The organism is Knoellia tibetensis, assembly GCF_048606415.1.
Taxonomy (GTDB): domain Bacteria; phylum Actinomycetota; class Actinomycetes; order Actinomycetales; family Dermatophilaceae; genus Knoellia; species Knoellia tibetensis.
On the sequence record NZ_JBMBWF010000001.1, the window covers coordinates 559,894 to 584,902 of the forward strand.

General features: G+C 73.6%; 25 protein-coding genes. 10 read left to right on the forward strand and 15 right to left on the reverse strand.

The window, feature by feature from the left end:
- Positions 1 to 2: 2 nt before the first annotated feature.
- Both ACOJV7_RS02605 and ACOJV7_RS02610 read right to left on the reverse strand, forming a co-directional pair.
- The gene (locus ACOJV7_RS02605) at positions 3 to 1,151 is read right to left on the reverse strand and encodes a YlbL family protein (protein ID WP_420188603.1); all 1,149 of its coding nucleotides are present in this window, start codon (positions 1,149 to 1,151) and stop codon (positions 3 to 5) included.
- The gene (locus tag ACOJV7_RS02610) at positions 1,148 to 1,603 is read right to left on the reverse strand and encodes a molybdenum cofactor biosynthesis protein MoaE (RefSeq protein ID WP_420188604.1); all 456 of its coding nucleotides are present in this window, start codon (positions 1,601 to 1,603) and stop codon (positions 1,148 to 1,150) included. Before ACOJV7_RS02610 ends, ACOJV7_RS02605 begins: the two co-directional genes overlap by 4 nt.
- Positions 1,604 to 1,691: 88 nt before the next feature.
- Between ACOJV7_RS02610 and ACOJV7_RS02615 the strand changes: the two genes are divergently transcribed.
- Together ACOJV7_RS02615 and ACOJV7_RS02620 are read left to right on the forward strand one after the other, a co-directional pair.
- Positions 1,692 to 3,134 carry a zinc-dependent metalloprotease gene (locus ACOJV7_RS02615; protein WP_420188605.1) on the forward strand — a complete coding sequence of 481 codons (1,443 nt, stop codon included), beginning with the start codon at positions 1,692 to 1,694 and terminating at the stop codon, positions 3,132 to 3,134.
- Positions 3,131 to 3,742 carry an NUDIX hydrolase gene (locus tag ACOJV7_RS02620; RefSeq protein ID WP_420188606.1) on the forward strand — a complete coding sequence of 204 codons (612 nt, stop codon included), beginning with the start codon at positions 3,131 to 3,133 and terminating at the stop codon, positions 3,740 to 3,742. The genes ACOJV7_RS02615 and ACOJV7_RS02620 overlap by 4 nt, the downstream gene beginning before the upstream one ends.
- A gap of 71 nt (positions 3,743 to 3,813) precedes the next feature.
- On the opposite strand, the gene ACOJV7_RS02625 is transcribed toward ACOJV7_RS02620, so the two are convergent.
- Positions 3,814 to 4,356, reverse strand: a complete 543-nt coding sequence (locus tag ACOJV7_RS02625) for a M48 metallopeptidase family protein (RefSeq protein WP_420188607.1) — start codon at positions 4,354 to 4,356, stop codon at positions 3,814 to 3,816.
- 294 nt (positions 4,357 to 4,650) lie between these two features.
- Here ACOJV7_RS02625 and ACOJV7_RS02630 point away from each other — a divergent pair, with 294 nt between their 5' ends.
- The 3 genes from ACOJV7_RS02630 to ACOJV7_RS02640 all read left to right on the forward strand — a co-directional run bounded on the left by ACOJV7_RS02630 (position 4,651) and on the right by ACOJV7_RS02640 (position 6,924).
- Complete coding sequence (locus ACOJV7_RS02630) at positions 4,651 to 4,812, forward strand: DUF5679 domain-containing protein (protein WP_009775774.1); 162 nt, start codon at positions 4,651 to 4,653, stop codon at positions 4,810 to 4,812.
- Between the two features lie 133 nt (positions 4,813 to 4,945).
- Positions 4,946 to 5,593 carry a TOMM precursor leader peptide-binding protein gene (locus ACOJV7_RS02635; protein WP_420188608.1) on the forward strand — a complete coding sequence of 216 codons (648 nt, stop codon included), beginning with the start codon at positions 4,946 to 4,948 and terminating at the stop codon, positions 5,591 to 5,593.
- Complete coding sequence (locus ACOJV7_RS02640) at positions 5,590 to 6,924, forward strand: ABC1 kinase family protein (protein ID WP_420188609.1); 1,335 nt, start codon at positions 5,590 to 5,592, stop codon at positions 6,922 to 6,924. Before ACOJV7_RS02635 ends, ACOJV7_RS02640 begins: the two co-directional genes overlap by 4 nt.
- A gap of 66 nt (positions 6,925 to 6,990) precedes the next feature.
- Here the strand turns inward: ACOJV7_RS02640 and ACOJV7_RS02645 are convergent, their stop codons facing one another.
- The 7 genes from ACOJV7_RS02645 to ACOJV7_RS02675 all read right to left on the reverse strand — a co-directional run bounded on the left by ACOJV7_RS02645 (position 6,991) and on the right by ACOJV7_RS02675 (position 12,042).
- Positions 6,991 to 7,566 (reverse strand): HhH-GPD-type base excision DNA repair protein, encoded by a 576-nt coding sequence (locus ACOJV7_RS02645; RefSeq protein ID WP_420188610.1) that lies wholly within the window; start codon positions 7,564 to 7,566, stop codon positions 6,991 to 6,993.
- A 30-nt stretch (positions 7,567 to 7,596) separates the two neighbouring features.
- The gene (locus ACOJV7_RS02650; protein ID WP_420188611.1) at positions 7,597 to 8,022 is read right to left on the reverse strand and encodes a rhodanese-like domain-containing protein; all 426 of its coding nucleotides are present in this window, start codon (positions 8,020 to 8,022) and stop codon (positions 7,597 to 7,599) included.
- Positions 8,019 to 8,516: a cysteine dioxygenase gene (locus ACOJV7_RS02655; RefSeq protein WP_420188612.1), complete on the reverse strand. Its 498-nt coding sequence runs from the start codon at positions 8,514 to 8,516 to the stop codon at positions 8,019 to 8,021. The genes ACOJV7_RS02650 and ACOJV7_RS02655 overlap by 4 nt, the downstream gene beginning before the upstream one ends.
- 329 nt (positions 8,517 to 8,845) lie before the next feature.
- The gene (locus ACOJV7_RS02660) at positions 8,846 to 8,977 is read right to left on the reverse strand and encodes a hypothetical protein (protein ID WP_268234554.1); all 132 of its coding nucleotides are present in this window, start codon (positions 8,975 to 8,977) and stop codon (positions 8,846 to 8,848) included.
- Between the two features lie 80 nt (positions 8,978 to 9,057).
- The gene (locus tag ACOJV7_RS02665; protein WP_420188613.1) at positions 9,058 to 9,345 is read right to left on the reverse strand and encodes a WhiB family transcriptional regulator; all 288 of its coding nucleotides are present in this window, start codon (positions 9,343 to 9,345) and stop codon (positions 9,058 to 9,060) included.
- Between the two features lie 143 nt (positions 9,346 to 9,488).
- Positions 9,489 to 9,713, reverse strand: coding sequence for a hypothetical protein (locus ACOJV7_RS02670; RefSeq protein ID WP_420188614.1), 225 nt, complete (start codon positions 9,711 to 9,713; stop codon positions 9,489 to 9,491).
- Between the two features lie 130 nt (positions 9,714 to 9,843).
- The gene (locus ACOJV7_RS02675) at positions 9,844 to 12,042 is read right to left on the reverse strand and encodes an ATP-dependent DNA helicase UvrD2 (protein ID WP_420188615.1); all 2,199 of its coding nucleotides are present in this window, start codon (positions 12,040 to 12,042) and stop codon (positions 9,844 to 9,846) included.
- 57 nt (positions 12,043 to 12,099) lie between these two features.
- Here ACOJV7_RS02675 and ACOJV7_RS02680 point away from each other — a divergent pair, with 57 nt between their 5' ends.
- The gene (locus ACOJV7_RS02680) at positions 12,100 to 12,360 is read left to right on the forward strand and encodes a mycoredoxin (protein WP_420188616.1); all 261 of its coding nucleotides are present in this window, start codon (positions 12,100 to 12,102) and stop codon (positions 12,358 to 12,360) included.
- A gap of 19 nt (positions 12,361 to 12,379) precedes the next feature.
- On the opposite strand, the gene nudC is transcribed toward ACOJV7_RS02680, so the two are convergent.
- Entirely contained in the window at positions 12,380 to 13,321 is a 942-nt protein-coding gene (gene nudC / locus ACOJV7_RS02685; RefSeq protein WP_420188617.1) for an NAD(+) diphosphatase, read from the reverse strand.
- A 41-nt stretch (positions 13,322 to 13,362) separates the two neighbouring features.
- On the opposite strand from nudC, the gene ACOJV7_RS02690 reads away from it, so the two are divergent.
- Positions 13,363 to 14,976, forward strand: a complete 1,614-nt coding sequence (locus ACOJV7_RS02690; protein WP_420188618.1) for a macrolide 2'-phosphotransferase — start codon at positions 13,363 to 13,365, stop codon at positions 14,974 to 14,976.
- Here the strand turns inward: ACOJV7_RS02690 and ACOJV7_RS02695 are convergent.
- From ACOJV7_RS02695 to ACOJV7_RS02705, 3 genes are all read right to left on the reverse strand, one after another.
- Entirely contained in the window at positions 14,942 to 18,244 is a 3,303-nt protein-coding gene (locus ACOJV7_RS02695; RefSeq protein ID WP_420188619.1) for an ATP-dependent helicase, read from the reverse strand. The genes ACOJV7_RS02690 and ACOJV7_RS02695 overlap by 35 nt on opposite strands.
- Complete coding sequence (locus ACOJV7_RS02700) at positions 18,241 to 21,384, reverse strand: ATP-dependent helicase (RefSeq protein ID WP_420188620.1); 3,144 nt, start codon at positions 21,382 to 21,384, stop codon at positions 18,241 to 18,243. Before ACOJV7_RS02700 ends, ACOJV7_RS02695 begins: the two co-directional genes overlap by 4 nt.
- 73 nt (positions 21,385 to 21,457) lie before the next feature.
- Positions 21,458 to 22,705 (reverse strand): ThiF family adenylyltransferase, encoded by a 1,248-nt coding sequence (locus ACOJV7_RS02705; protein ID WP_420188621.1) that lies wholly within the window; start codon positions 22,703 to 22,705, stop codon positions 21,458 to 21,460.
- A gap of 92 nt (positions 22,706 to 22,797) precedes the next feature.
- Here ACOJV7_RS02705 and ACOJV7_RS02710 point away from each other — a divergent pair, with 92 nt between their 5' ends.
- The 3 genes from ACOJV7_RS02710 (at position 22,798) to ACOJV7_RS02720 (ending at position 24,186) form a co-directional block, all read left to right on the forward strand.
- Entirely contained in the window at positions 22,798 to 23,439 is a 642-nt protein-coding gene (locus ACOJV7_RS02710) for a TetR/AcrR family transcriptional regulator (RefSeq protein WP_420188622.1), read from the forward strand.
- A gap of 62 nt (positions 23,440 to 23,501) precedes the next feature.
- Positions 23,502 to 23,744 (forward strand): DUF3107 domain-containing protein, encoded by a 243-nt coding sequence (locus ACOJV7_RS02715; protein ID WP_420188623.1) that lies wholly within the window; start codon positions 23,502 to 23,504, stop codon positions 23,742 to 23,744.
- A 172-nt stretch (positions 23,745 to 23,916) separates the two neighbouring features.
- A complete protein-coding gene (locus ACOJV7_RS02720) occupies positions 23,917 to 24,186 on the forward strand; it encodes a GlsB/YeaQ/YmgE family stress response membrane protein (RefSeq protein ID WP_420188624.1) in 270 nt (89 codons plus the stop codon).
- A 143-nt stretch (positions 24,187 to 24,329) separates the two neighbouring features.
- Here ACOJV7_RS02720 and ACOJV7_RS02725 read toward each other — a convergent pair whose 3' ends face one another.
- Positions 24,330 to 25,007 (reverse strand): ferritin-like fold-containing protein, encoded by a 678-nt coding sequence (locus ACOJV7_RS02725; protein ID WP_420188625.1) that lies wholly within the window; start codon positions 25,005 to 25,007, stop codon positions 24,330 to 24,332.
- Positions 25,008 to 25,009: the final 2 nt, after the last annotated feature.

Sequence of the window (25,009 nt, forward strand, 5' to 3'; positions counted from 1 at the left end):
GCTCAGCAGCGCGGGAGGGTGTCGACCTTGTCGGCGGCGATGGCCTTGACCGCGCCGAGCGCGTCGTCGAACGAGCCGATCTTGACGACCTCGAGCCCGTCGGGGACGTGCCCCACGACCTCGTCGCAGTTGTCTGCCGGCGCAAGGAAGTAGTCGGCGCCGGACTGGCGTGCGCCCGAGAGCTTCTGCCGGATGCCGCCGATCGGGCCGACGGCCTCGTCGGGTCCCATCGTGCCGGTGCCGGCGATCCGCTTGCCGCCGGTGAGGTCACCGGGGGTGAGCAGGTCGTAGACCGCGAGGGTGAACATCGTCCCGGCCGACGGCCCGCCCACGTCGCCGGCGGCGATCGTCACGTCGACCGGGAGCTCGTAGTCGCGGCCCAGGAGGATCCCGATGACGGTGACGCCCTGGTTGTCGCGGGTCGTCACGCTCACCGTCCTCTCGGTGCCCTTGCGCTCGAGGACGACCGCCACCGGCTGGCCGGCCTTCGTCGCACGGACGGCGGTCTGCACGGCGGCGGAGTCGGTCGCCGGGGCGCCCGCGACGGAGATGAGCTGGTCCCCGGCCTCGAGGACGCCCTTGGCCGGGGAGCCCTCCGGCACCTGCGACACGACGACCCGCTCGGGAACGGTGCGCCCGGTCTCGCGCAGGGCGATCGCCGCGGCGACCTCCTGCGAGTCGACCATCTCGGCGGCGTTCTCCTGCTGGATCTGCTCACGGGTGGTCTCCTCCGGGTAGATCTCCTTGCGGTCGTAGATCTCCTGGTCCCGACGTATGGCCGCCTCGACGAGGTCGAAGACGTTCACGCGCACTCCCGGCCCGCCTGTCACGCGGACGGTCGTGAAGTCGAGCTGCCCCTTGGCCGGGTATGCCGTGGCGCCCTTGATCTCGATGATCGGCTTGCCGTCGAGCGTGCCGAGGGTGTTGGTGATCGGCCCCGGCTTGAAGATCACGTAGGGCAATGGGATCCACGACAGGGCCGCGCCGACGACGATGGCGAGGAAGAGCGTGGTGAGCATGCCCGAGCTGCGGCGGCTCACGGCATACGGGGAAGGACGGGACGAGTCGTCGACGGGGTGCGCGAAGGCCCCGTCGGAGGGCGCGTCGGCGGAGTCGCCGCGCTCGGGGGCGGCGTGGTCGTGGCCGCTCACGGCAGGCCGACCCACTCGGTGCCACCGTCGCCGAGGTGCTGGTGCTTCCAGATCGGCACCTCCGCCTTGAGGGTGTCGATGAGGTCGCGACAGGCGGCGAACGCGGCGTCCCGGTGGGCAGCGGACGCCGCGACGACGACGGCGACGTCGCCGATCTCGAGGTGGCCGCTGCGGTGCAGGGCCGCCAGCCGCACAGCACCGGAGCGGGCGGCGACGGTCCGGGTGACCTCGAGGAGCCGCTCGGCGGCGCTCGGGTGCGCGGAGTAGTCGAGCGAGGAGACCTCCTGCCCGCGGTCGTGGTCTCGCACCACGCCGAGAAAGACGGTGATGCCACCGCACGAAGGGTGCTGCACGCTGTCGACGACCTCGTCGAGGGAGAGCCGGGCCTCGCGGATGTCGGCAAGGGCGACGATCCCGCCGACCTCGGAGTCGCTCCTGACCTCCTGCTGCACGCGCGCCTCCTCGGAACTATCCCCGGGCCATCCGTGGTTGGGTACTGATGAGAACACATCCTCGCACTGCCTCCCCAGGAGACCTGCCTTGACCGACTCGCACGACCGCCCCGACGACTCCGAGGGCTCGGGCCTCCCGCCGGAGCTGGAACAGGTCCTCCGCGGCCTCACCGGAGGAGGTGACCTCGACCCGCAGATGGTCGAGATGATGCGGTCCATGGGACTGGCCGACGTCGACCCGCAGATGCTGCAGATGGTCGCCGGGCAGGTCCAGGCGATGTTCGCCGGGGCCGACGAGAGCGGGTCGGTCGACGTCACGGTGGCGACCGACATCGCCCGCAAGACGATCGCGGTCGAGGGCGACCCATCGGTGTCCCGTGAGGTGTCGAGTGACGCCCGTCAGGCCGTCGACGTCGCCAACCTCTGGCTCGACAGCGTCACCGACCTGGACCACTCGGGGCTCGTGGGTCGCGCCTGGAGCCGCGCCGAGTGGGTCGAGGCCACCATGCCGGTCTGGCGCGACCTCGTCGACCCCATCGCCGTCGGCGTCGGCGACGCCATGGGCGCCGCCCTCACGAAGCAGCTCGGCGACCTCGGCGAGGGCGGGCTGCCCGAGGGCCTCGTCCCGCCGGGCACCAACCCGGCCGCGATGATGGGCCAGATGGCGCCGATGCTCCGGCGGATGCAGGGCTCGATGTTCTCTGTCCAGCTCGGACAGGCCGTCGGCACGCTCGCGGGCGAGGTCCTCACCGGTGGCGAGGTGTCGCTCCCGCTCGTGCCCGCTCCCGACGTCGTCCTCATGCCACAGGCCGTGACCGCGTTCGCCGAAGGGCTCGGCATCGACGAGCCCCAGGCGCGACTGCACCTTGCCGTGCGCGAGGCCGCGCGCACCCGGCTCTTCCACGCCGTGCCGTGGCTCGGCCCGCAGGTCCTCGCGGCCGTGCGCGACCACGCCCGTGACACGACGATCGACACCGACGCGATCGAGGAGGGCCTGCGCTCCATCGACCCGACGGACGCCGAGGCGATGCAGCAGGCGCTCGCCGGCCGGCTCTTCGCCCCGCAGCAGTCGCCGGCCCAGAAGGCTGCGCTCGCCCGCCTCGAGACGCTTCTCGCTCTCATCGAGGGCTGGGTCGACGTCGTCACCGCGGCCGCGGTCTCCCCGCACCTCCCCCAGGCGGAGGCCCTCGGCGAGGCGATCCGTCGCCGACGCGCGAGCGGTGGCCCGGCCGAGAAGACCTTCGCGGCCCTCGTCGGTCTCGAGCTCCGACCGCGCCGCCTGCGCGATGCCGCCAACCTCTTCGCCGCGCTCGAGGCCTCGGGTGGCGCGGAGGCGCGCGACGCCGCCTGGGCCCACCCCGACGTCGCACCGGACGCCGCGGACCTCGACGACCCGCTCGGCTACGTCGAGCGGCAGCGGGCCTCCGGTGCGGGCGACGACTTCGACGCCGAGCTCGACGCGTTCCTGCGTGGCGACACGGGTTCGGGCGAGCCCGGGAGGGGCGACTGCGGCGGGCCCACCGCCTCATGACCGGCGGTCTGCCGACCGAGGAGCACCAGCGCGCGCAGGACTCCGACATCGCGCGCGACTTCGCGCACCTCCACGCCGACGTCGTCCGCGTGCTCGACGCGTGGACGGCGCCGGACGCGGGGCAGGAACGGTTGCGGACGGCATACCTCGCTCATCTCGCGGAGGGGCCTGCCGCCGTCGCGAAGGCCGGGGTGCGCGACCACCTCACCGCGAGCTGCCTCGTCATCACGCCAGATGCGGGCCACGTCCTGCTCACGCACCACCGCAGGGCGCGGGAGTGGTTCCAGTTCGGTGGCCACCTCGAGGCGACCGACCCGACCCTGCTCGCCGCCGCGACCCGCGAGGGGCGCGAGGAGTCCGGGATCGCTGACGTGACGCCCGACCCGCTCGTCGTGCAGCTCGACCACCACGAGCTGAGCGGCGACTTCGGCTGGTGCCGGTCGCACCTCGACGTGCGGTTCGCCGCCGTCGTGGACCGCGAGGTCGTCCCGGTGACGAGCGCCGAGTCCCTCGACGTGACCTGGTGGCCGACCGACGGGCTGCCGGAGGGGACGCGGGACGAGATCTCCGCCCTCGTAGGCGCCACGCGTCGCGCCCTCGGCCTCTGAGCCGACTCAGGCGGGCCGACTCAGGCGGGCCGTGCCATGCGGGCCGTCCCAGGCGGACTGACCCGGTGGCGTCAGGCAGTCGCGCCCTCGACGTCGTCGTCCTCGTCGGAGACGTCGATCCCCTTGGCCAGCGCGACCCCGTCGAGGAAGCCGCGGGCGCGCTCGAGCTTGGGGTAGGACCGCAGCAGCGTCCAGAAGTCACGGTTGTGCCCGGCGACGAGCAGGTGCGCGAGCTCGTGGAGGATGACGTAGTCGACGACGTAGCCGGGCATCCCCTGGAGCCGGTCCGAGAGCCGGATCGAGCCGTCGGACGGTGTGCAGCTGCCCCACCGCGAGCGCTGGTTGGAGACCCACCGGATGCTGCGCGGTCGGGCGTGGCCCCCGAGGTAACGCCCGGAGAGCTCGGTGGCGCGGGCCATGAGGTCGAGGTCGCTCGGTCGGCGGCGACGCTCCCCCGCCTCGAGGCGCTCGACCATGCGGGCCACCCACACTCGCTCCTCGGCCCGCGACATCGACGCCGGGATGAGGACGACCACGCGGTCACCCTCACGGCGCGCGCTCACCGTCCGCCGACGGCGGTGGCTGCGCCGGACCTCGATGTCCTCGGTGCTCACGCGCCCCACGGTAGGGCCTTGACCTGACAAGGCCTCGGTGGCGCGCGGTGGGGCGGCCTGCCGCGTGCCGGAGTGACGGCATACGCTCGGAGTCGTCGGGAGCACGCTCGCGCCCTGCCCCTGGGGCCCATGAGACCGGTGGGGCGGACGGGACGGATGAGGCGTCTGACCTGCGACAAACCCCCCGCCGCGCCTGCGTGGGGCGTGCGTGGCTCAGCACGAATCCGTGCTGCTGCGGTCTAGGGTGAAATCGTCAACGCCGCTCATCCGCGGCACCACGACCAAGGAGTTGCAATGGCTGACGAGACCTACAAGGGCGAGTTCTACTGCGTCAAGTGCAAGGAGAAGCGCGAGGCCGAGGGCAACGTCGTCGTCTCCGACAACGGACGCCGGATGGCCAAGGGCAAGTGCCCCGTGTGCGGCACGAACCTCAACCGCATCCTCGGCAAGGCCTGACCGCCCGCCCTCTCGTTCTCGCGGCCCCCGGTTCCCACCGGGGGCCGCAGCACGTCCGGGACCTGTGGATGACGGCGCGGCGTGGTGTCGGCACTGTGCGAGATTGGCCGAACCCCACGATCCGGAGGCACCGATGCCACAGCCGCTCATCGTCGTGGACGGCCGCGGTGGCCTTCCCGACGAGATCAGCCGCCAGCTGCGCCTCACCGGTGCGGCGCGGGTCCACGGCGGTCCCTTCGCGGCGGACGCCGCCGAGGCGCTGCTCGCGACGAGCCCACGCGAGCGCCCGGCCGCGGTCGTCCTGGTGGCCACCCGAACGGTCACGGTCGAGGCGACCGCGCCCTGGCACCGTGCGGGGATTCTTCACCTGCCGGTGACGTGCGACGGGGACGTCGGCACGGTCGGCCCGCTCGTCGCTCCGGGCAGCGGTGCGTGTTGGCGCTGTCACGCCCTCACCGCCCACGACCTCGACGCTGTGGGCGCCCTGCCGAGCAGCCGGCTCACCCTCGACGCGGTCGCCCTGCCGCCGGGAGGGCTCGGGGTCCTCACCGCCGCCGTCACGGCCACCGTCGTCCTCGGGGCGGTCGCCGGCGCGACCCGGCTCGTCGGGGTCTCGACCGAGCTCGAGGTCGCCGGCCCCACGGTCACCCACCGGCACTGGGAGCGCCACCCGCTGTGCGGGTCGTGCGGGCCACCCCGGGCCGCAGTCCGGGCGGGAGCGGGGGCGCGTTCCGGAGTCCGCGCACCCCTGTCAGGAGGTCACGACACAATGGCGGGGTGAGTGACATCCCCCGACGCTCCCTCTCCCGCACGGCCAAGCTCGTCGGCCTGCCGCTGGGGCACGCCGGGCGGGCCGCCGTGGGTCTGGGACGTCGGGTCGGGGGCGCGCCCGCGGAGGCCATCGCCGCCGAGCTCCAGGCACGCACGGCCGAGCAGCTCTTCGCGGTGCTCGGCGAGCTCAAGGGCGGGGCGATGAAGTTCGGGCAGGCCCTGTCGGTCATGGAGGCCGCGATGCCCGAGGAGCTCGCCGGCCCCTACCGCGCCACCCTCACCAAGCTCCAGGACGCCGCTCCGCCGATGCCCGGCGCGCGCGTGCACGCGATCCTCGCCGACCAGCTGGGCCCACGCTGGCGCACGTCGAAGTTCCAGTCCTTCGAGGACGAGCCCGTCGCCGCCGCGTCGATCGGACAGGTGCACCGGGCGGTGTGGCGCGACGGACGACCCGTCGCGGTCAAGATCCAGTACCCCGGCGCCGGCGAGGCGCTGCTCTCCGACATCAACCAGCTCTCGCGCGTCGCCCGGCTGGCCGGCGCCTGGATCCCGGGCATCGCCATGGGCCCGATCCTCGACGAGGTCAAGGAGCGGATGAGCGAGGAGCTCGACTACGACCTCGAGGCGAGCCACCAGAGGGCGTTCGCGAGGGCGTTCCGCGACGACGAGGAGGCCTTCGTGCCCGACGTCCTCGCGCACTCCTCGCAGGTCATCGTCTCCGAGTGGGTCGAGGGCCGGCCGCTGTCGCAGGTCATCGCCGACGGCACGCCGGCCGAGCGGGACCAGGCCGCCTCGCTCTACCTCGAGTTCCTCCTCCGTGGCCCCAACCGGGCGCGCCTCCTGCACGCCGACCCGCATCCCGGCAACTTCCGCATCACGCCCGACGGCCGGCTCGGCGTCCTCGACTTCGGTGCCGTCAACCGGCTGCCGACCGGCATGCCCGACTCCCTCGGCGAGCTCATCACGCACACGCTCGCCGGTGACGAGGCCGCGCTCGGGGCCGTGCTGCGGCGGGCGGGTTTCATCCGTCCCGGGGTCGAGGTGTCCGACACCGCGCTGCTGCACTACCTCCAGACGTTCGTCGAGCCGCTCGAGCACGAGTCGTTCACCTTCAGCCGCAGCTGGCTGCGCTCGGTGTCGGCCACGATCCAGGACCCGCGCCGCGAGGAGTTCCTCGTCGGGCTGCGGTTCAACCTCCCGCCCGAGTACCTCCTCATCCACCGGGTCTGGCTGGGGTGCATCGGCGTCCTGTGCCAGGTCGGAGGGACCGTGCCCATGCGCGAGATGGTCCTCGCCCACGTGCCCGGCGTCGACGAGGAGGCGCTGCCCCCGCCGCGGTGAGCGGACGGCATACCGGCGTTGACGACCGGCGTATGCCGGCCGCCCTCGTTCGCGGAATCGGCTGGGTCAGGCCTTCGCGGCCTTGGCCGCCGCCTTGGCGGACTTCTTGAAGTCACGCACCTTCTGGAGCGACTCGGCGTCGACGACGTCGGCCACGGAGCGGAAGCTGCCGGTTTCGGAGTAGGCGCCGGCGGCCTTCTCCCAGCCGTCGGGACGGACGTCGAGCTGCTTGGCGAGCAGCGCGACGAAGATCCTGGCCTTCTGCTCACCGAAGCCGGGGAGCGCCTTGACCCGGGCGAGCAGCTCGCTGCCGGTCGCGGCGTCGGACCAGATGCGGCTCGCGTCACCGGCGTAGTCATCGCGCACGACCGTGGCGAGAGCCTGGATGCGTGCCGCCATCGACCGGCCGTAGCGATGCACCGCAGGAGGGGTCGCGCAGAGATCGGCGAACGCCTCGGGGTCCGCGGCGGCGATCTCGGAGACGTCGAGGGTGCCGAAGCGCTCGAGCACCTTGGCCGGCCCGGCGAACGCGCGCTCCATGGGGAACTGCTGGTCGAGGAGCATGCCGGTGAGGAGCGCGAACGGGTCCTCGCTGAGCACCTTGTCGGCGGCCGGGTCCTGGGCGATCGTCAGCGTGGGCATGGCCCCAGCCTAGGACCCGGCCCGACCGGGTCAGGCGCCGATCCGGTGGGCTCTGCGGGCGACGGGCAGGCCCTCCCCGCGCCACGCGGCGAACCCGCCGACGACGTCGGTCGCCCGCTCTAGCCCCAGCGAGCGGAGGGCGTCCGCGGCCAGGCTCGAGGTGTAGCCCTCCTGGCAGAGGACGATGACGCGGGTGTCGAAGTCGACGCCGGGCAGGGCCACCTCCTGGCGTGGGTCGAAGCGCCACTCAAGGACGTTGCGCTCGACGACGAGCGGCGAGAGACCGGGTGCGACCTCGCCCTCCTCGGCGCGCTGGGCTGCGGGCCGGATGTCGACGAGCCACGCCTCGCCGGAGCGGACCTCGCGCCAGGCCTCGCGCGCCGCGAGACGCTCGAGCCGGCTGCGGGCCTGCGCGAGGAGCTCGTTGATGCCGGTGCCCGGCTGCGACGTCGTCACCAGCCCACTCCCCGCTGCTCGACGCCCGACGGCACGAGGGCGCCGTCGACGAGGTCGTAGTGCGTCATCTGGTCGAGCCGCGGCGAGTAGGCGTGCACGCTGAGCGCCGTGACGTCCCCCTCGTTCGTCACGTCGTGGAGGTGCTTGGGGCCGAAGGCACGCCCCTCCCCCTCGGCGAGGACACGCTCGTGAAGGTCGCCGTGCACGAGCTGACGCTCGGTGAGCGCACCACGCACGACGGTGAAGGCGCCGCGGGAGCCGCCGTGGTCGTGGAAGCCGGTGCCGGCGCCGACGGGCCACTCGATGACCCAGAGCTGGAGGTGGTGGGTCTCGGCGAGCTGGTGCCAGCGGCGGCCGCCCGGGTCGTCGGCGCGCTCGGGCAGGAGGTCGGGGAGCTCGGGGTCGGCGGCGAAGAGCCGGGCCACGCGGAGCAGCTGGACGGGGGTGAAGGTGTTGACGCCGGGCAGGGCGGAAGCGGGTCGAGCAAGGGTCATGGGTGTCTCCGGGTGTCGTGAGGGTCGCGCACGGGGGCGACCGGTGCTGGGTTCGGGTGCGGGTGACGGGGGGTCGAACGAAGGGTTCGCGTCAGCGGCAACAGCGACAGCACATGACGGCAGCGAGCATCACCGGGCGGATCCGGGCGGCTGCGGTCGACGACATGGGACGAGCGAACCACGGCGGCACCGACCCGTCCACCGCGAAGGGCGCACGTCTCAGGACGTGGTCAGCGGACGGCATACGGCGTCGGTGGGGGCCGGCCGGGCAGGGTCCGGACATGGAACGACGCCGCCCCCGGCGTGGGAGCGGCGCAGATCCTGGTCGGTCATCGCACGATCATGCGGACCTCGGCGAGCATGCGCTCGCGCTCGAGGTGCGCCTGCGCCTTGCGCTGTGCTTCGTGCACGTTGCGCTCGTGCAGCTGGCGACGAACCTGGTGCATTCGCCTGCGGTACATGGTTCCTCCAAGGATCCGGGTGGGTGGTCATGAGGTCGTGGGCCGGTCGACGGTGTCGATCGGGTGCTGCGGGTTGCCGCTCATGCGGCGACGGTCTCCTTGCGCGGGCGGCCGCGGGGCCGCTTGCGGGGGATGACGACGCCCTGCTCGAAGAGCTCGCCTCCCCAGACGCCCCAGGGCTCCCGCCGGGTGAGGGCACCCGCGAGGCAGGCCTCCCTGATGGGGCAGGTCGCACAGAGCGCCTTGGCGAACTCGACTCCGGCGGGGGTGTCGGCGAACCAGATCTCCGCGTCGTTCTCGCGACAGGGCACGGAGTGACCGAGTTCTGCAGTGCACTCCTGTGCGTCGATGAGGTCGGTCAGCTGCACGGGGTGTCACCTCCTTCTCCCACCCGGTCCGGGGTGGGGGTTGTGTTGCGTCGGTTGTGTGATGGTCTGCGGATCGACGGACAACGAAAAAGGCCGCGGATCCCGGGTGGGTTCCGCGGCCTGAAGGCCAATCGCGCTGTGGGCTACAGCGGCGACGCCTGACAGGAGGCGGACAGAACACCCGTGGTGAAGCCGAAGGGGGCATCGGCGCGGACACCGGCGCCGAGCGGGGCACCCATGCCGGCAGCGGACACAGTCGTCCCCTGAACCGAGGCGGCGATGGGCGCGAGGGTCGGCAGGGCGCCCTGGCGCTCACGCGTGCGGAACGGGACGGTGTAGTCCGTCGCGATGCTCTTCGTGGTCTCCATAGCGGCCAACCCTCCTTCACTCAGTAGGTCTGTCTGGGCACGACGTTCGTCGTGCTGTGTGAGATCAGGTTAGGGGAGCGCTCGGAGGGCGTGCAACGGAATTAACGAGCCGATTTCCCGGGGACGCCGTTCAGGCGCCGGATTCCGTTGCGGCAGAACCGGATTCGTCCGGAAAATCTGTTGCATTTTCGACGACGTCTTCGGGTGTCGCTCCGCCGAGGATCGCGAGCACCTGGCTCGCGTAGAGGTCCAGCTTGCGCTGGCCCACGCCGCTGATCGACGAGAGACCTGCCACGTCGCTCGGAGCCTTCTCCGCGATCGCGGTGAGCGTGGCGTCGGTGAAGACGACGTATGCCGGCACGCTCGCCGAGCGTGCGGTCGCCAGCCGCCACGCGCGCAGGCTCTCGAACACGGCCTCGTCGTAGGTCGCCGGGCACGTCGAGCAGCGGCCGACGGTGCGCTCGCCCGCGCTCTCCAGGTCCTTGCCGCACGTGCGACAGGTGCTTCGCCGCACGACCTTGGCTCCCCTGCCACCGCCGGCGCCCCCGGCGCCGCCGACCCGCGATGAGCGCTTGGGCTGGGAGCGGGCGCCCTCGCCGAGGATGCTCGCCGTGCCGTCGAGGAACCGGGAGGGGCGACGGGTCGCCCGGGCGCCAGGTGTGCGGGCACCGGCCCACGAGAGGACGAGGCGGTCGCGCGCCCGGGTCACGCCGACATAGAGGAGCCGGCGCTCCTCCTCGATCGCCTCGGGGGTGTCGGCCATGGTGATCGGCAGGTAGCCGTCGGAACACCCGACGAGGAAGACCGTGCCCCACTCGAGGCCCTTGGCTGCGTGCAGCGAGGCGAGGGTGACGCCCTGCACGGAGGGTGCATGCTGCGCGGCCATGCGCTCGTCGAGCTCGCGGACGAACGCCGGCATGCGGGCCTCGCGGTCGGCCGAGTGCAGGTCGTCGGCGAGGGCCGCGAGGGCAGCGAGCGACTCCCACCGCTCGCGCGCCGCTCCCCCGGCGACGGGGACCTCGCGCGACCAGCCGGCGCCGAGAAGCACGTCGCGCACGAGCTCGGGCAGCGGCACCGAGCCGTCGTCCGAGCGGGCGGCGCCGCGGATGAGGACGACGGCGTCGCGCACCTCCTTGCGCTGGAAGAAGCGCTCGCCGCCGCGGACGAGGTAGGGGATGCCTCGTTCGGCGAGGGCGGACTCGACGACCTCGGACTGGCCGTTGGTGCGGAAGAGCACGGCGATGTCTGCGGGGGCCGTGCCGCCGGAGACGAGGTCCGCGATCTGCGCGGCGACGGCCGCGGCCTCGGCGGGGTCGTCGTCGTGGTTCTGGAGCGTGGGCGCCGGGCCGGCGTCACGCTGGGCCTCGAGGACGACCGAGCCACTGCGACGGCCCCCCGACGGGGAGCGGAGCACGAGGTTGGCGAGCGCGACGATCTCGGGCGTCGAGCGGTAGTTGCGCACGAGCTCGACCTGGCGGGCCTTCGGGTGCCGCGAGCGGAAGCCGAGGAGGTGAGCCGGCGAGGCCCCGGTGAAGGAGTAGATCGTCTGTGCGGGGTCGCCGACGACGCAGATGTCGTGCCGGTCGGCGAGCCACAGGTCGAGGAGGCGCTGCTGGAGCGCATTGACGTCCTGGTACTCGTCGACGACGAAGCTGCGGTACTGCTCGCGGACCGCCCGCGCCACGGTGTCGTTCTCCTCGAGGATCCCGACGAGGACGAGCAGGACGTCCTCGAAGTCGATGACACCGCGCTCGGCCTTGACCTCCTCGTAGGCGGCGAGCACGCGGGCCATGGCGGTGAGGTCGAGCCCGGGCGCCTCGCGCCCCGCGGCCCGCGCTGCCGCGGCGTAGGTCTCGCTCGTGAGCATGCCGACCTTGGCCCACTCGACCTCGGCCGCGAGGTCGCGGATCCCGGTGCGGTCGAAGCGCATCCGCAGCCGCCCCGCGGCCTCGGCGACGGCGCCCGCCTTGTGCGGCATGACCTCGGGCGCGGCACCGCCGATGGCCTGCGGCCAGAAGTAGTGCAGCTGGCGCAGGGCCGCCGCGTGGAAGGTCCGTGCCTGCACGCCGCCGACCCCGAGGTCGCGCAGGCGCGTCCGCATCTCGCCCGCCGCGCGTGCGGTGAAGGTGACCGCGAGCGTGCGCTGCGGCTGCTGCGCGCCGGAGAGGACGGCATACGCGATCCGGTGGGTGATGGCGCGGGTCTTGCCCGTGCCGGCGCCGGCGAGGACGACCATGGGCCCGGTGGGGTTCGCGGCGACCTCGCGCTGCTCCGGGTCGAGGCCGTCGAGGACGGCGTCGGCGGACGGGGATGCGGGCAGGGAGGACATCGGTGCGATCCTAGGTGTCGGGACCGACCGTCCGTCCACGCCTTCCACAGGAGCGCCATGAGCACCCAGACCCCCGCCGCGGGCACCGTGACGATGTACTCGACGAGCTGGTGCGGCTACTGCCGCCGCCTCTCGTCGCAGATGGACCGCGAGGGCATCGCCTACGACGTCGTCGACATCGAGCGTGACGAGGACGCCGCCGTCTACGTCATGCAGGTCAACGGGGGCAACCAGACCGTCCCCACCGTCGTCTTCCCCGACGGCTCGGCGGCGACGAACCCCTCGATCGGTGAGGTCAGGCAGCGCCTCGGCGCCTGACCGCGTTCTTCGGGCGCCCTCAGCCCCGCATCGTCACCTCGGGGGCGTCGATCTCCTCGCCGTACCAGTGCTCGATGATCCGGCGCGCGATCGAGATCCGCTGCGAGATCCGCAGCGACCCGTCGGCGACGGCGCGAGCCAGCTCGTCCCGGTCGAACCAGCGGGCCTCCTCGATCTCGCTCTCCTGGAGGACGAGGTCGGTGGAGAGGGCGCGCGCGGTGAAGCCGACCATGAGCGAGGACGGGAACGGCCACGGCTGGTCGCCGAGGTAGGTCACATCGGTGACCCGCACCCCGACCTCCTCGTGGACCTCGCGGGCGACGGCGGCGGCCAGGCTCTCCCCCGGCTCGACGAACCCGGCGAGGACCGACATCCCCTGCGCCGCGAACCCGACGCCACGGGCGAGCAGGAGCCGGTCGCGCTCGTCGACCACCGACATGATGACGGCGGGGTCGGTGCGGGGGTAGTGCTCGCTGCCGTCATTCGGACACACCCGGATCCAGCCGGCCTGCGCGGGCTCGGTGGGTGACCCACACTGGGGGCAGAACCGGTGTCGCGCATGCCAGTTCGCGAGGCCGGTGGCCGTCGTGAGCACGCCCGCGTCGAGGTCGCGCATCTGGGCTCCGACGCTGCGGAGCCCGCGCCGTCCGGAGTCGTCACCGCTCGCGTCGCTCGCCTCCGCGACCGAGAGCACGTATGCCGTCCCGCCCACCTCCGCGTCGTGCCCCAGGTAGGCCACGAACCGTCCGGCGTCGGCAGGCGCGGGTGAGCGGTAGGTGAGGGAGACGTGCCCGTCCGCGTCCTCGCGCACGAGCGCCCGGCCGTCGACGAGCTCGACGACACGGGTCGCCGGGTCGCCGAGGAGGACGCCGAGAAGACCGGGCTCGGAGCGGAGGTCGCTGCGGCGCTCGAGGCTGCCGCGGGAGAGGGCCAGGGACGGAAGACTCGCTGCTCGGGCCACGTTGCCCACCCTAGAGCGCGCCCACGGCATACGGTGAACGGGTGGAGCGCACACCGACCTTCCTGGCAGCCCTGGCCAGCGCCGGCGTGCCGGGCCTGGACCCGGTGAGCGTCGAGGCGCTGCCGAGCGTCCCGGACCAGGACTACGACGTCGCCTTCGTGCAGGACAGCGAGCACCGCCGCTGGGTCGTCCGAGCCCCTCGCAGTGAGGCCGCGGGTGCCCGGATGGACCTCACCGTGACCCTGCTCCAGATGCTCGCCCGCCGGCTGCCGTTCACGATCCCGTCGCCGCGGGGCTTCGTCGAGCTCAAGGGGGGCGGGCGGGCGATGATCTACCCCTACCTTCCGGGCCACAACCTCGCCTTCGACGAGCTCCCGCCCGGGCCGGGACCGGCCGCCGAGCTGGGCCGCGCACTGGCCGCCCTGCACAACACCGACGTGCGGCTCTTCGACGAGGCCGGCATGCCGACCTACGACACCGACTCCTACCGCCGTCGCCGCCTCACCGAGCTCGACCGCGCGGCCGAGTCGGGACGTGTCCCCACTGCCCTGCTGGCCCGCTGGGAGCACGCGCTCGAGGACGTCGCGCTGTGGCGGTTTGCGCCCACGTGTGTCCACGGCGACCTCACCGGCGGCCAGGTGCTCGCCGTCTTCGAGGACGACAGCGACTCCTCGACCGGGCGCATCCGCGGCATCACGGGGTGGGAGGACGCCAAGGTCGCCGACCCCGCCGACGACTTCGCGGCCATCGTCGACGAGGCCGACCCGGCGGCGCTGGAGACCGTCCTGGAGGCCTATGCCCACGCCCGTGTCGAGCGCCCGGACGCCAACCTCGTGGTGCGTGCGCGGCTCGCCTCCGAGCTCGGCATCCTCGCGGAGCTCATGCGGGCCGATGCCCGGGGCGACGCGGCGGCAGTCGAGGGACTCTCGGCCCGCCTGCGCCGTCTTGACGACGAGGTGCACGCCGAGCAGCCGGGCGACGACTACCACCGCGGCTCGCTCACCCCCGTGGCGCTGCGCAGCCGGACGACCCCGCCGCCGGTCGTCGCCGACGAGGACGAGGACGACACCGACATCGCACCCCCGACGGTTCCGTCGACGGCCGGCTCGACCGAGAGCGGCTCCGTCGATCCCGGGTCCGGCGCCGCTGAGTCGCCCGAGTCCGAGGTCGAGGACGAGGACGAGGACGATGGCGAGCGGTCCGCCGACCCGGACGACCCTGCACCGGTACACAACGCAGCGCAGGCGGGCGACTGCGGCCCTCTCCCCTTGGTGGGCAGTTCCCTCGAGGACGACGCCGCGGATTCCGACCACTCCCAGCCGGACGACGCCGAGCCCGGCGATCCCCACTCCGACGACTCGGAGTCCGACGACGCCCCAGAGTCCGACGACTCCGCGCGCGGCGAATCCCAGGGCGGCTCCCCTGGCGGCGCTAGCGGCGAGACCGGCGACGCCGAGTCGGACGCCTCCGAGCGCAATGAGACCGAGGACGGCTCCTCGGACACTGCGAACGGCCTCGCCGAGCCGGTGGATGCCGATGACGATGACGAGGACGACGTGGCCTGGACGCCGCGCACACTCGCCGACCCCCCGGAGATCCGGCGAGGAAACGACACGGACCTCACGGACGAGGAACTGCCTCCAGAACTGCGCTGATCCCGGCCTCGTCGGCGAGGTCCGGCCAGACCGTCTCACCGCTCCCGGCGTAGTAGAACGCGCCACGCACCCGATCGGGGTGGATACCCCGCAGCCGGGCCCAGGCGATCCGGTAGGCCGCGAGCTGGAGGGCGCGAACCCGTGCCACCTCGCCGGTCGGCCGGCTTCCGGTCTTCCAGTCGACGATGACCCAGTCGGCGCCCTCGACGTCGCGGAAGACCGCGTCGACGCGGCCACGGATGGCGACCCCGTCGATGACGGTCTCGAGCGACGTCTCGATCTCGACGGGCTCCAGGGTCGCCCACGGGCTGTCGAGGAAGCGGGCCCGCATCCCGGGCAGCTCGTCGTCGCTCAGCGGGTCCTCGTCAGCGCTGCCGGGCAGCTCGAGGATGTCGACGATCGCGGCGCGGGCGTAGTGCTCCTCGACCCAGGCATGGAAGGCCGTGCCGCGGCGGGCTGCCTTGGCGGGCGCGGAGGGCATGGGGCGCCGCAGCTCGGAGGCGAACCTCTCGGGGTCGGCGGCGAAGGACACGAGCGACGACGTCGACAGGTGCGACGGCAGCTCGACCACGTCACCGTGGCGGGCAGCCCGGGCAGCGCGTTCGGCGAGGAGAACACGCAGCTCCCGTCCCCAGGGACCGTCGGCAGCCGGCTCGGCACCGCGGTCGACGGCCTCGCGGACGGCGACTGCCGCCGGCTCGGCACGACGACGCCGATGTGCGAGGTGGTCGAGCGGCCAGTGGAACTCGGCGCCCTCCTCGGACCCCGGCTTGACGAGCACCGAGCCGTCGTCGGGAGGCAAGGGCATCTCGGCCCAGGGACCACGACGGACCGCCTCCCCCGCCGTGCCCGACTCGACCACCTCGACGACCTCGTCGAGGAAGCGCGACGTCACGCGCGGGGTCTTGGGTCGTCCCCACACGCTCGAGGTGAGCAGCAGTGCATGCCGGGCCCGGGTGACGGCGACGTAGGCGAGCCGGCGCTCCTCCGCGACGGCGTGCCGCCCACCGGCCGCCGCGAAGTCCTCCAGGCGCTCGGCGAGCTCGTCCCAGCCGTCGGCGCTGCGCCAGCCGAGGTCAGGCAGGCCGTCGCGGTCACCGCGCAGGGCATAGGGCAGTCCCCCGTCCTGGAGGCCGGCGAGCCAGCCCTTGTCCTTCGGGTCTGAGATGCGCCACGTGCCGTCCTTGAACGTCGACGTGTGCAGGTTGTGCGCGGGGAACGTGCTCTCGACCATGCCGGGCACGGCGACGACGTCCCACTCGAGCCCTTTCGCGGCGTGGATCGTCATGACCTGGACGGCGTCCGGGGTCGAGTCGGCGAAGCCACGGTCGAGTCCCCGCTCCTCGTCGATGGCCGCCTTGACCCAGTCGAGGAAGCCACCGAGGGTGGGCCGGTCGGCGCTGCTGGAGAACTGCGCGGCGACGTCACCGAAGGCGTCGAGGTGGGCGCGGGCGGTCGCCGGCGTGTAGTTGGGGCGGGCCAGCACCTCGATGTCGAGCCCGAGTGCCTTCTCGGCCTCGAGGACGAGGTCTGCGAGCGGCAGGAAGGTGAGCCCTCGCAGCCGCTGCACCGTCGACGCCAGACCGGCGAGCCGTGCCGCCGCGACGTCCGACAGCCGCTCCCCCTCGGCTCCCACCCAGCCGGGCGGGGGCAGCGAGTCGAGGGCCTCGACGATGCTGGGTGCGTCGGCGGCGTCGGGCGCGAGGTCGCGCTCGTGTCGGGCGACCGAGCCGCCACGCCGACGTTGCTGCTCGCGCGACCAGGCGGCGAGCGCGTCGAGGTCGGCGATGCCGAGCCGCATCATCGGCCCGGACAGCAGCCGCACGAGGTGGTCGCCTCGAGAGGGGTCCTGGACCACGTGGAGCAGCGCGACGACGTCCTCCACCTCGGGCGTGAGGAGGAGCCCACCGAGGCCGACGACCTCGTGCGGGATGTCGTGCTCCTCGAGTGCCGCGGTCACGGTGGCGAACTCGGCCCGCTTGCGGCACAGCACCGCTGCGCTGACCGGACCACGGGCGCGCTGCGCCGCGAGCCACCGTGCGAGGTGGTCGGCCTCGTCGGCGGAGGTGAGCAGGCGCGCGGCCTCGACCGAGCCCGGGCCCGCACCCGGGCGGGGTGCGAGGGGCTCGACGGGCACGCGCGAGGTGGCGCGCAGCGGCCCGGCGACGTGGTTGGCGACGTCGAGGATCGCCACGTCGTTGCGCCAGCTCGTCGAGAGGTCGCACTGGCGAGCGGGCTCGGGGTCGGCGAACTCCTCGGCGAACCGGGTCAGGGTCGTCGCGCTCGCCCCGCGCCAGCCGTAGATCGACTGGTGCGGGTCGCCGACGGCGGTCACGGCCGAGGTCTCGCCCGGCGCCACGTAGAGCGCCTTGAGCAGCGCGAGCTGGGCCTCGGAGGTGTCCTGGAACTCGTCGAGGAGGACGACGCGGTGCCGGGCGCGCTCGATGGCACCCAGGTCGTCGAAGGACATTGCCAGCCGCGCGGCCAGCGCCATCTGGTCGGCGAAGTCCATCGCGTCGCGTGACCGCTTGAGACGGGCGTAGTCCGCGACGATCGGGACCACGGCACGCCGCAGCCTGAGGTTGTCGAGCTCGCCCCGCGCCGGGTGCGCCTTCTTGCGGGTGTCGCCACGCTCCATGCCGTCAAGGTGCGCGATCACCTCGTCGAGGTGCGCGGCGACCGACTCCGGGGTCTGGAGGTGCTCGGCCATCTCGCCGGCGAGGTCGACGACTGCGGCTGTGACCGTGGACTCCGCCTTCTCCACCCCGTCCATCGGGCCGTCGTAGCGGGACACCGCCTCGTGCGCGGTCTGCCACGCGGCCGCCTCCGAGAGCAGCCTCGTGTCGGCCTCGTAGCCGAGGCGGAGGCCGTGCTCGCGGACGAGGCGGCCGGCATACGAGTGGTAGGTCGAGACGGTGACGGCGGCACCGAGCGCGGGGGCGCCGTCCTCGGCGGCGGGTGTCCAGAGGCCGACCCGCTCGAGCTGGGCAAGCCGGTTGCCGATGCGCTCGGCGAGCTCGGTCGCCGCCTTGCGCGTGAAGGTGAGCCCGAGGACCTCGTCGGGCTGGACGAGCCCATTGGCGACGAGCCACACGACCCGCGCGGCCATCGTCTCGGTCTTGCCCGAACCCGCGCCGGCGATGACGAGCAGCGGCCGCAGCGGCGCCTCGATGACGGCGGTCTGCTCCGGCGTCGGCAGGTGCGGCAGCCCGATGGCGTGCGAGACGTCGGCCGCGGAGAAGCGGACCGTGGCGGGGGCGAGGGTCACAGGGCCCTCCCCTCGGGCTGGGCCGGGCAGGAGCTGCGCACCGGACACGTGCGGCACACCTCGTCGCTCGGGGTCGCGGTGAACGTCGCACCGGCCATCGCCTCCCCCGTCTCGCGGACGAGCTCCTCGGCCCAGCCGGGGTCGTCGTCGCCCGAGAGCGGCGGCTGCACCTGGATCGTCGTCTTCTGGTTCGCCGCCTTGCCCAGGTGCAGCAGGGCCGCACCGGCCGACACGGGCTCGACGCCGAGGTGACCGAAGGCGCCGGACGTCACGGCGAGCTGGTAGGCGCCGAGCTGGGCGTGCCGGGGCACGTCGCCGCCCTTGGGCTTGCTCGAGCCGGTCTTGTAGTCGATGACGCGCACGCCCCCGTCCCGGCCGACGTCGAGCCGGTCGACACTGCCCCGCAGCTGGACCCGGCCGAGCTCGACGCGCATCGACTCCTCGGCGGCGAGGCGGCGCCACCCGGCGGCGGTGTTCTCCTCGAAGAAGCGGGCGAGCCGGTCGAGCATCCTGCCGGCCTCGCGCCGCTTGAGGTCGGTCGCCCAGCCGGGCGGCAGCCCGAGGCGGGACCAGCGCTCGTCGAGCAGCCCGCGCATCGTGGCGGCGTCGGCGTCGCCCTCGGCCGCGATCTCGTGGACGAGCGTGCCGACGTCGCGCTGCCCGATCATCGGCCCGTCGCCACCGGCCGTCGTGAGGGCCCACTTGAGCTGGCACGACCCGAACGCGTCGATCGTCGACGGCCGGACCCGCACGGTGTCGTCGGGCCCGCGGCGGGGCCGGTCGTCCGACAGCCCGTGCAGCACCCACCACGTCGCCGGATCGGCTCCCGGCACGCCCTCGCGGGCGAGGCGGGCGAGGGCGGTGATCGCAGCGCCACGCCGCCCGGGGTCGTCGGACACGATGTCGCGCCGCAGGGTGCCGACGAGCGCCGGCAGGGTCATCGGCCGCGCCCAGTCGCTCACCTCGCGCTGCTCGAGCTCGTCGGGCAGCGGGTCGACGACCTCGAGATAGGGCGACGGCTGCTCGTCCTCGCTCCGGACGGCGGTGACGACGAGTCGTCGCGTGGCCCGCGAGACGGCGACGTGGAAGAGCCGCGTCTCGTCGTGCCGGACGGCGGCGAGGGCCGCGCGGTGGCCGCCGGAACGTCCGCGGCAGACGTCGACGAGGTCGGTCGAGCCGAGGAGGGACCCGCGCAGCCGGAGGTCCGGCCAGCTCCCCTCCTGGACGCCCGCGACGACGACGAACGGCCACTCGCGACCGGCCGCGGCCTGGGGCGTGAGCAGCGAGACGGTGTCGCCGGCCGGCGCCCGCGCAGCGAGGGTGTCACCGGGCACGTCCTGACCGAGGACGTGCTCGAGGAAGGCCTCCGGGGACGAGCCGGGAAGGCGCTCACCGAAGGTCCCGGCGGCGCGCAGGATGGCGAGCACCGCGTCGAGGTCGCGGTCGGCCCTGGCACCCGCCGCTCCACCGGCGAGCGCGGACTCGCGCCAGGGCCCGGCGAGGCCGGAGGCGTCCCACATCGCCCAGAGGATCCCCTCGGCGCTCACACCCGGTGCCCACGACCCGTCGGGCCCGGCACACGCGGCGACGCCCGCGAGGATCATCCGCCCGACCCGATGCACCGAGCGACCCTCGATGCCGAGGCGGTCGTGGGCGGCGGGGCGGAGCAGGACCTCGGCGAGGAGCTCGTCGCTCGTGCGCGAACCACCGGCATCGAGCTCCTCGCGCCGCAGCGCGCGGCGCAGGCGGCGGAGCTCGACCGGGTCCGCCGCGCCGAGCGGCGACACGAGGACGTCGAGGGCCGCGTCGACGGGCACGTCCTGCGTGCGGCGCAGCCCGAGGTCGATGACGACCTGGAGCAGCGTGAGCAGCGGCCGGACTGCCGGCTCGTCACGCACCGGCAGCTCGGCCTCGGCGGCGCTGACCGGGACGCCCGCCGACTGGAGCGCCCGGCGCAGGGCGGCGCTGCGGGCCTGGCCGCGCACGACGACCGCCATGTCTGCCCACGACACCCCGTCGAGCAGGTGGGCCGCTCGAAGCCGTGCCGCGACGAACCCCGCCTCCTGGCTGGCCGAGCGCAGGAGGTGGACCTCGGCCTCGCCGCCGGGCGCGGCCGGCTCGGCGCGGCGGTGGGAGACGTCGCCGAGGACGCCCACGTGGCCCGCAACGGCGCCGGTGACATGCAGGAGCCGCTCCGGCAGGCGGTGGCTCCGTGGCAGCACGAGCGTCGGGCCGTCTCCCAGGACGGCCCACTCGCGGGCGAGCAGCGCCGGGTCGCCACCGCGGAAGGTCTGCGTGGCGCTGTCGGGGTCCCCGAGCAGGACGACCCCCGCGGCCGGCGCCACCCGGCGGAGGACCTCGAGCAGGCGCAGCGCGGCCGGGGTCATCTCCTGCGCATCGTCGACGACGACGAGCCGCAGCGACGACACGACGGCGTCGGCGAGCGCGGCGTCCCCCGCCAACGCCCCCGCTGCCGCGCCGAGGATCTGGGCCGGGTCGAACCCGCCGGGCGTGAGGAGCGCGGTCACCTCGTCGTACTCGCGCAGGAGGTCGGCCCCGGCGACCCACTCCTCACGGTCGTGCTCGTGGCCGAGCCGCTCGAGGTCGTCGGCGCCGAGCCCGAGCTCGACGGCCCGCATGAGCAGGTCGCGCAGCTCGGCGCGGAAGGCGCGCGTCGGCAGCGCGAGCCGGACCCGCTCGGGCCAGCGCGGACCCGGCGTCTCGCCGGAGGCATGGCCGGCGAGCAGCTCGCGCAGGACGACGTCCTGCTCGGGCCCGCTGAGCAGCCGCGGCGCCTCGTCGCCCGAGAGCGCGGCCGCGGCACGCAGCACGCCGAACCCGAACGACGGGAACGTCCGCGCGAGCGGCTCGGTCGACGTGCCACCCACCCGCGCTGTGACCCGGTCGCGCAGCCGCGCCGCACCCCGGCGAGAGGCAGCGAGGACGAGGCACTGCTCGGGCCGGAGCCCGTCGGCCACCTGCGCGGCGACGAGCTCGACCGCGGCGGTCGTCTTGCCCGTGCCCGGCGCGCCGAGCACCCTGAGCACCCCGCTGCCGCGCCAGTCGACGACAGCCTGCTGCACCGGGTCGAGGGCAGGCACGACGACCTCGGTCGTCGCGGCTCGTCGCAGGGTCAGCACACCCCGAATCCCATCACGCCCGACCGACACCCCAAGTCGTCGCCGGTCGTGTGCCGGCCGCGTCGCGTCCGCGTCAGTAGGTCGGCTGGCTCGGGTCGACGTCGCGGACCCACGCGAGAACCCCTCCGGTGACGTCGACCGCGTCGACCCCTTCCGCGCGCAGCCGCTCCACGGCCTCCGCGGAGCGCGCTCCCGTCTTGCAGTGCACGAGCACCTGTATGCCGTCCCCGACCTCCGCGAGCGCCTCCCGTCCGTGGGCGCGCACCTCACCGAGCGGGACCGCGAGCGCGCCGGGAATGACGACGACGTCGCGCTCCCCCGGCTCCCTCACGTCGACGAGGACGAAGTCGTCGGCGCCCTCCTCCCGGGCCCGCAGACGGTCGGCGAGGTCGCTCGCGGTGAGCGCCGGCATCCCGACCTGCCCGCCACCGGCCGAGCCGTCACCCGCCGAGCCGTCGCCCGGGAAGCCGGCTCCCGACGCGTCGGCCTCCTCGATGCCGAGCGGGGCGCGCTCGTCCGCGTCGACCCCGCAGACGACGCAGTGCGGGTCCGCGGCGACGGGGATCGTGCTCCACTCCTGCCGCCACGCGTCGTGGAGCAGGAGCCGCCCGACGAGCGGCTCGCCGCCGCCGACGAGGAGCTTGACGACCTCCTCGGCCATGACCGAGCCGACCGCCCCGACGCTCGCGCCGAGCACCCCGCCGGTGGAGCACGACGGCACGGCGCCCGGCGGTGGGGGCGTCGGGAAGACGCAGCGGTAGCAGGGGCCGACTCCCGCCCACCACACGCTGACCTGGGCGTCGTGCTGGTAGACCGAGCCCCAGACGTGGGGCACACCGAGCCGGGCGCACGCGTCGCCGACGAGGTAGCGGGTCGGGAAGTTGTCGGCACCGTCGACGACGACGTGGTGGTCGGCGACGAGCTCGAGGACGTTGGCGGCCGTGAGGCGCTCGGCGACGGGTCGTACCTCCACCTCGGGTGCGAGCCGAGCCAGCGCGTCGACCGCCGAGGCAGTCTTGTCGCGCCCGACGTCCTCGACGCCGTGGACGACCTGCCGCTGCAGGTTCGTCGCGTCGACGACGTCGTCGTCGACGACGGTGAGGCGTCCGACCCCGGCCGCCGCGAGGTAGAGCAGGACCGGGGACCCCAGACCCCCGGCACCGACGACGAGCACCCGGGCCGAGCGCATCCGCCGCTGCCCCTCGTCCCCCAGCCCGGGGAGGATGACGTGCCGCGCGAACCGGGTCCGCTCATGAGGTGAGAGCGCCTCACCGAGGGGCGCGACCGGCATACGGGCGCTTGTCGCGCCGAAGGCGTCCACGACGGCCACGATACGTCGCCAGCCCGTGCGCGCCCGCGCCGTTCCGTACCATGACCACGACCACACGAGTTCGACCCGCAGACAGGACCGCCATGGACACGAGCCCTCCCCGCGGCCAGCGGATGCCCCGATCCGAGCGTCGCGCCCAGCTCCTCGACGCGGCCCAGGCCGTCTTCGTCGAGCGGGGCTACCACGCGGCCGCGATGGACGACATCGCCGAGCACGCAGGCGTCTCCAAGCCCGTGCTCTACCAGCACTTCCCCGGCAAGCTCGAGCTCTACCTCGCGCTCCTCGACCAGCACTGCGACACCCTCGAGCGGCTCGTTCGCGAGGCGCTCGCTCGCCCGACCGAGGACAACCAGGAGCGGGTGGCCGCGACGATCCGTGCCTACTACGACTTCGTCTCGCGCGAGGGCGCGGCCTTCCGGATGGTCTTCGAGTCCGACCTCACCAGCGTGCCGCAGGTGCGCGCCCGGCTCGACAGCCTCGAGCTGTCCTGCGCCGAGGCCATCGCCGACGTCATCGTCCAGGACTCCGGCATCCCCGACGAGCAGGCGATGCTCCTCGGCGTCGGCCTCGCCGGCATGGCCCAGATCACCGCGCGCCACTGGCTCGCCGCCGAGTCCGACCTCGCGCGCGACGAGGCGAGCGCCCTCGCCGCCGCGCTCGCGTGGCGCGGTGTCGGCTCGCTGCCGCGGGTGGGCGGGGAACGTTCCGGCGCCGCGCACGGTTAGCCTCCTCGGAAACGGTGCGCGGCCCTCGCCGCGCGCCACCGCGAACCGAAGGGAAGCAGACCGTGGAGGTCAACATCGGCGTGCAGAACGTCGCACGCGAGATCGCACTCGAGACCGACTCCTCCGCCGACGAGGTCGCGCAGGCCGTCGACGCCGCGCTCGTCGACGGTGGGGTGCTCCGGCTCACCGACACCAAGGGCCGTCAGGTCATCGTCCCGGGCCGCTCCCTCGGCTGGGTCCAGGTCGGGGAGTCCGAGAAGGGCCGAGTCGGCTTTGGCCAGATCCGCCCGCCCGTCGCTGACTGAGGCTCATCACCAAAAGCGGGTCTGACCTGCCGGGATGACGCCTCGCCGGTCCCAAATTGGGCTGACGCGCGCCGCGTTCCCGGTCCCGTTTGTGCCCTAGGGTCGAGGAGTCAAAGGTCACCACTCAGGTGACCCACCTCGTGCCCGACAGGGCCAGAAAGGAGCGGTTCCCGTGATCGGAACCATCATCGGCGCCATCATCGTCGGTGCCATCATCGGAGCGCTGGCTCGGCTCGTCCTCCCCGGACGGCAGAGCGTCTCGGTGGTCGTCACCGTGATCCTCGGAATCCTCGGCTCGCTCATCGGGTCCTGGCTCGTCTACCAGCTCGGTTACAACAACAGCAACGGCGGGTTCGAGATCATCCCGTTCCTCGCCGGCGTCGTCGTCGCCGCCCTCCTCATCGTGGGCTACGGCATGGCGACCGGGCGGAAGCAGGTCTGACGCCCCGGCGCAGCCTGCACAGCGCGAAGGCCCCGTTCCTCCTCGGAGGGACGGGGCCTTCGCCGTGTGCGGGCTGCGCCAGCTCGGTCGCGCTCCCGGGTCCAGGGGGCCGACCGGGGCGGCCGGGGGCGTGGCAGCCGGGTTCAGGCGGTGAGCCCGAGCCGCGCCATCCGCTCGCTGTGCCGGTCGGTGAGCCGGGTGAACATCTGTCCGATCTCGGTGAGGTCGGCGCCACCACCCATGAGCAGGCCGGTGAGGGCCTCGCGCTCGACGGCGACGGACTGCCCTTGGCTGAGCGCCTCGCCGAGGAGCCGGCGGCCCCAGAGGCTGAGCCGGCCCTTGGCCGTCGGGTCGGTCTTGAGGGTGTCGCGCACCACGCCGACGATGAACTCTCCCGTACCCGCGTCGTCGAGGGCGTGGTCCATGACGTCACGCGTGCGCTCGTCGACGAACGAACCCATCTCGCGGTAGAAGTCCTTGGCGATCCCGTCGCCGACGTAGGCCTTGACGAGCCCCTCGACCCAGCTCTTCGGACGCGTCCGGGCGTGGAAGGTCGAGAACGGCGCGACGAAGGGCTGCATCGCCGCCTCCGCGTCCGTCCCGATCTCCTCGAGCCGCTCGACGAGCGCCTCGTACTGGCGGTACTCCGTGGCCGCGAACCCCGCCATCTGCGCCTTGATCCGCAGGGACGGAGCCAGGTCGGAGTCGGTCGCCATCCGGATGCATGCGGTGAGCTCGCCGTAGGCGAGGACCCCGAGCAGGTCCACCACGGCCGCACGGTATGCCGGGTCGTCCAGTCCCTGGGGCGCGTTCGTCTCCATGG

Bases quoted from the DNA above. Each gene is read 5' to 3' on its own strand.
- ACOJV7_RS02645 (WP_420188610.1), bottom strand. From the start codon at position 7,566: ATGCCCACGCTGACGATCGCCCAGGACCCGGCCGCCGACAAGGTGCTC.
- ACOJV7_RS02620 (WP_420188606.1), top strand. From the start codon at position 3,131: ATGACCGGCGGTCTGCCGACCGAGGAGCACCAGCGCGCGCAGGACTCC.
- ACOJV7_RS02725 (WP_420188625.1), bottom strand. From the start codon at position 25,007: ATGGAGACGAACGCGCCCCAGGGACTGGACGACCCGGCATACCGTGCG.
- ACOJV7_RS02680 (WP_420188616.1), top strand. From the start codon at position 12,100: ATGAGCACCCAGACCCCCGCCGCGGGCACCGTGACGATGTACTCGACG.
- ACOJV7_RS02660 (WP_268234554.1), bottom strand. From the start codon at position 8,977: ATGTACCGCAGGCGAATGCACCAGGTTCGTCGCCAGCTGCACGAGCGC.
- ACOJV7_RS02655 (WP_420188612.1), bottom strand. From the start codon at position 8,516: ATGACCCTTGCTCGACCCGCTTCCGCCCTGCCCGGCGTCAACACCTTC.
- ACOJV7_RS02670 (WP_420188614.1), bottom strand. From the start codon at position 9,713: ATGGAGACCACGAAGAGCATCGCGACGGACTACACCGTCCCGTTCCGC.
- ACOJV7_RS02710 (WP_420188622.1), top strand. From the start codon at position 22,798: ATGGACACGAGCCCTCCCCGCGGCCAGCGGATGCCCCGATCCGAGCGT.
- ACOJV7_RS02630 (WP_009775774.1), top strand. From the start codon at position 4,651: ATGGCTGACGAGACCTACAAGGGCGAGTTCTACTGCGTCAAGTGCAAG.
- ACOJV7_RS02635 (WP_420188608.1), top strand. From the start codon at position 4,946: ATGCCACAGCCGCTCATCGTCGTGGACGGCCGCGGTGGCCTTCCCGAC.
- ACOJV7_RS02675 (WP_420188615.1), bottom strand. From the start codon at position 12,042: ATGTCCTCCCTGCCCGCATCCCCGTCCGCCGACGCCGTCCTCGACGGC.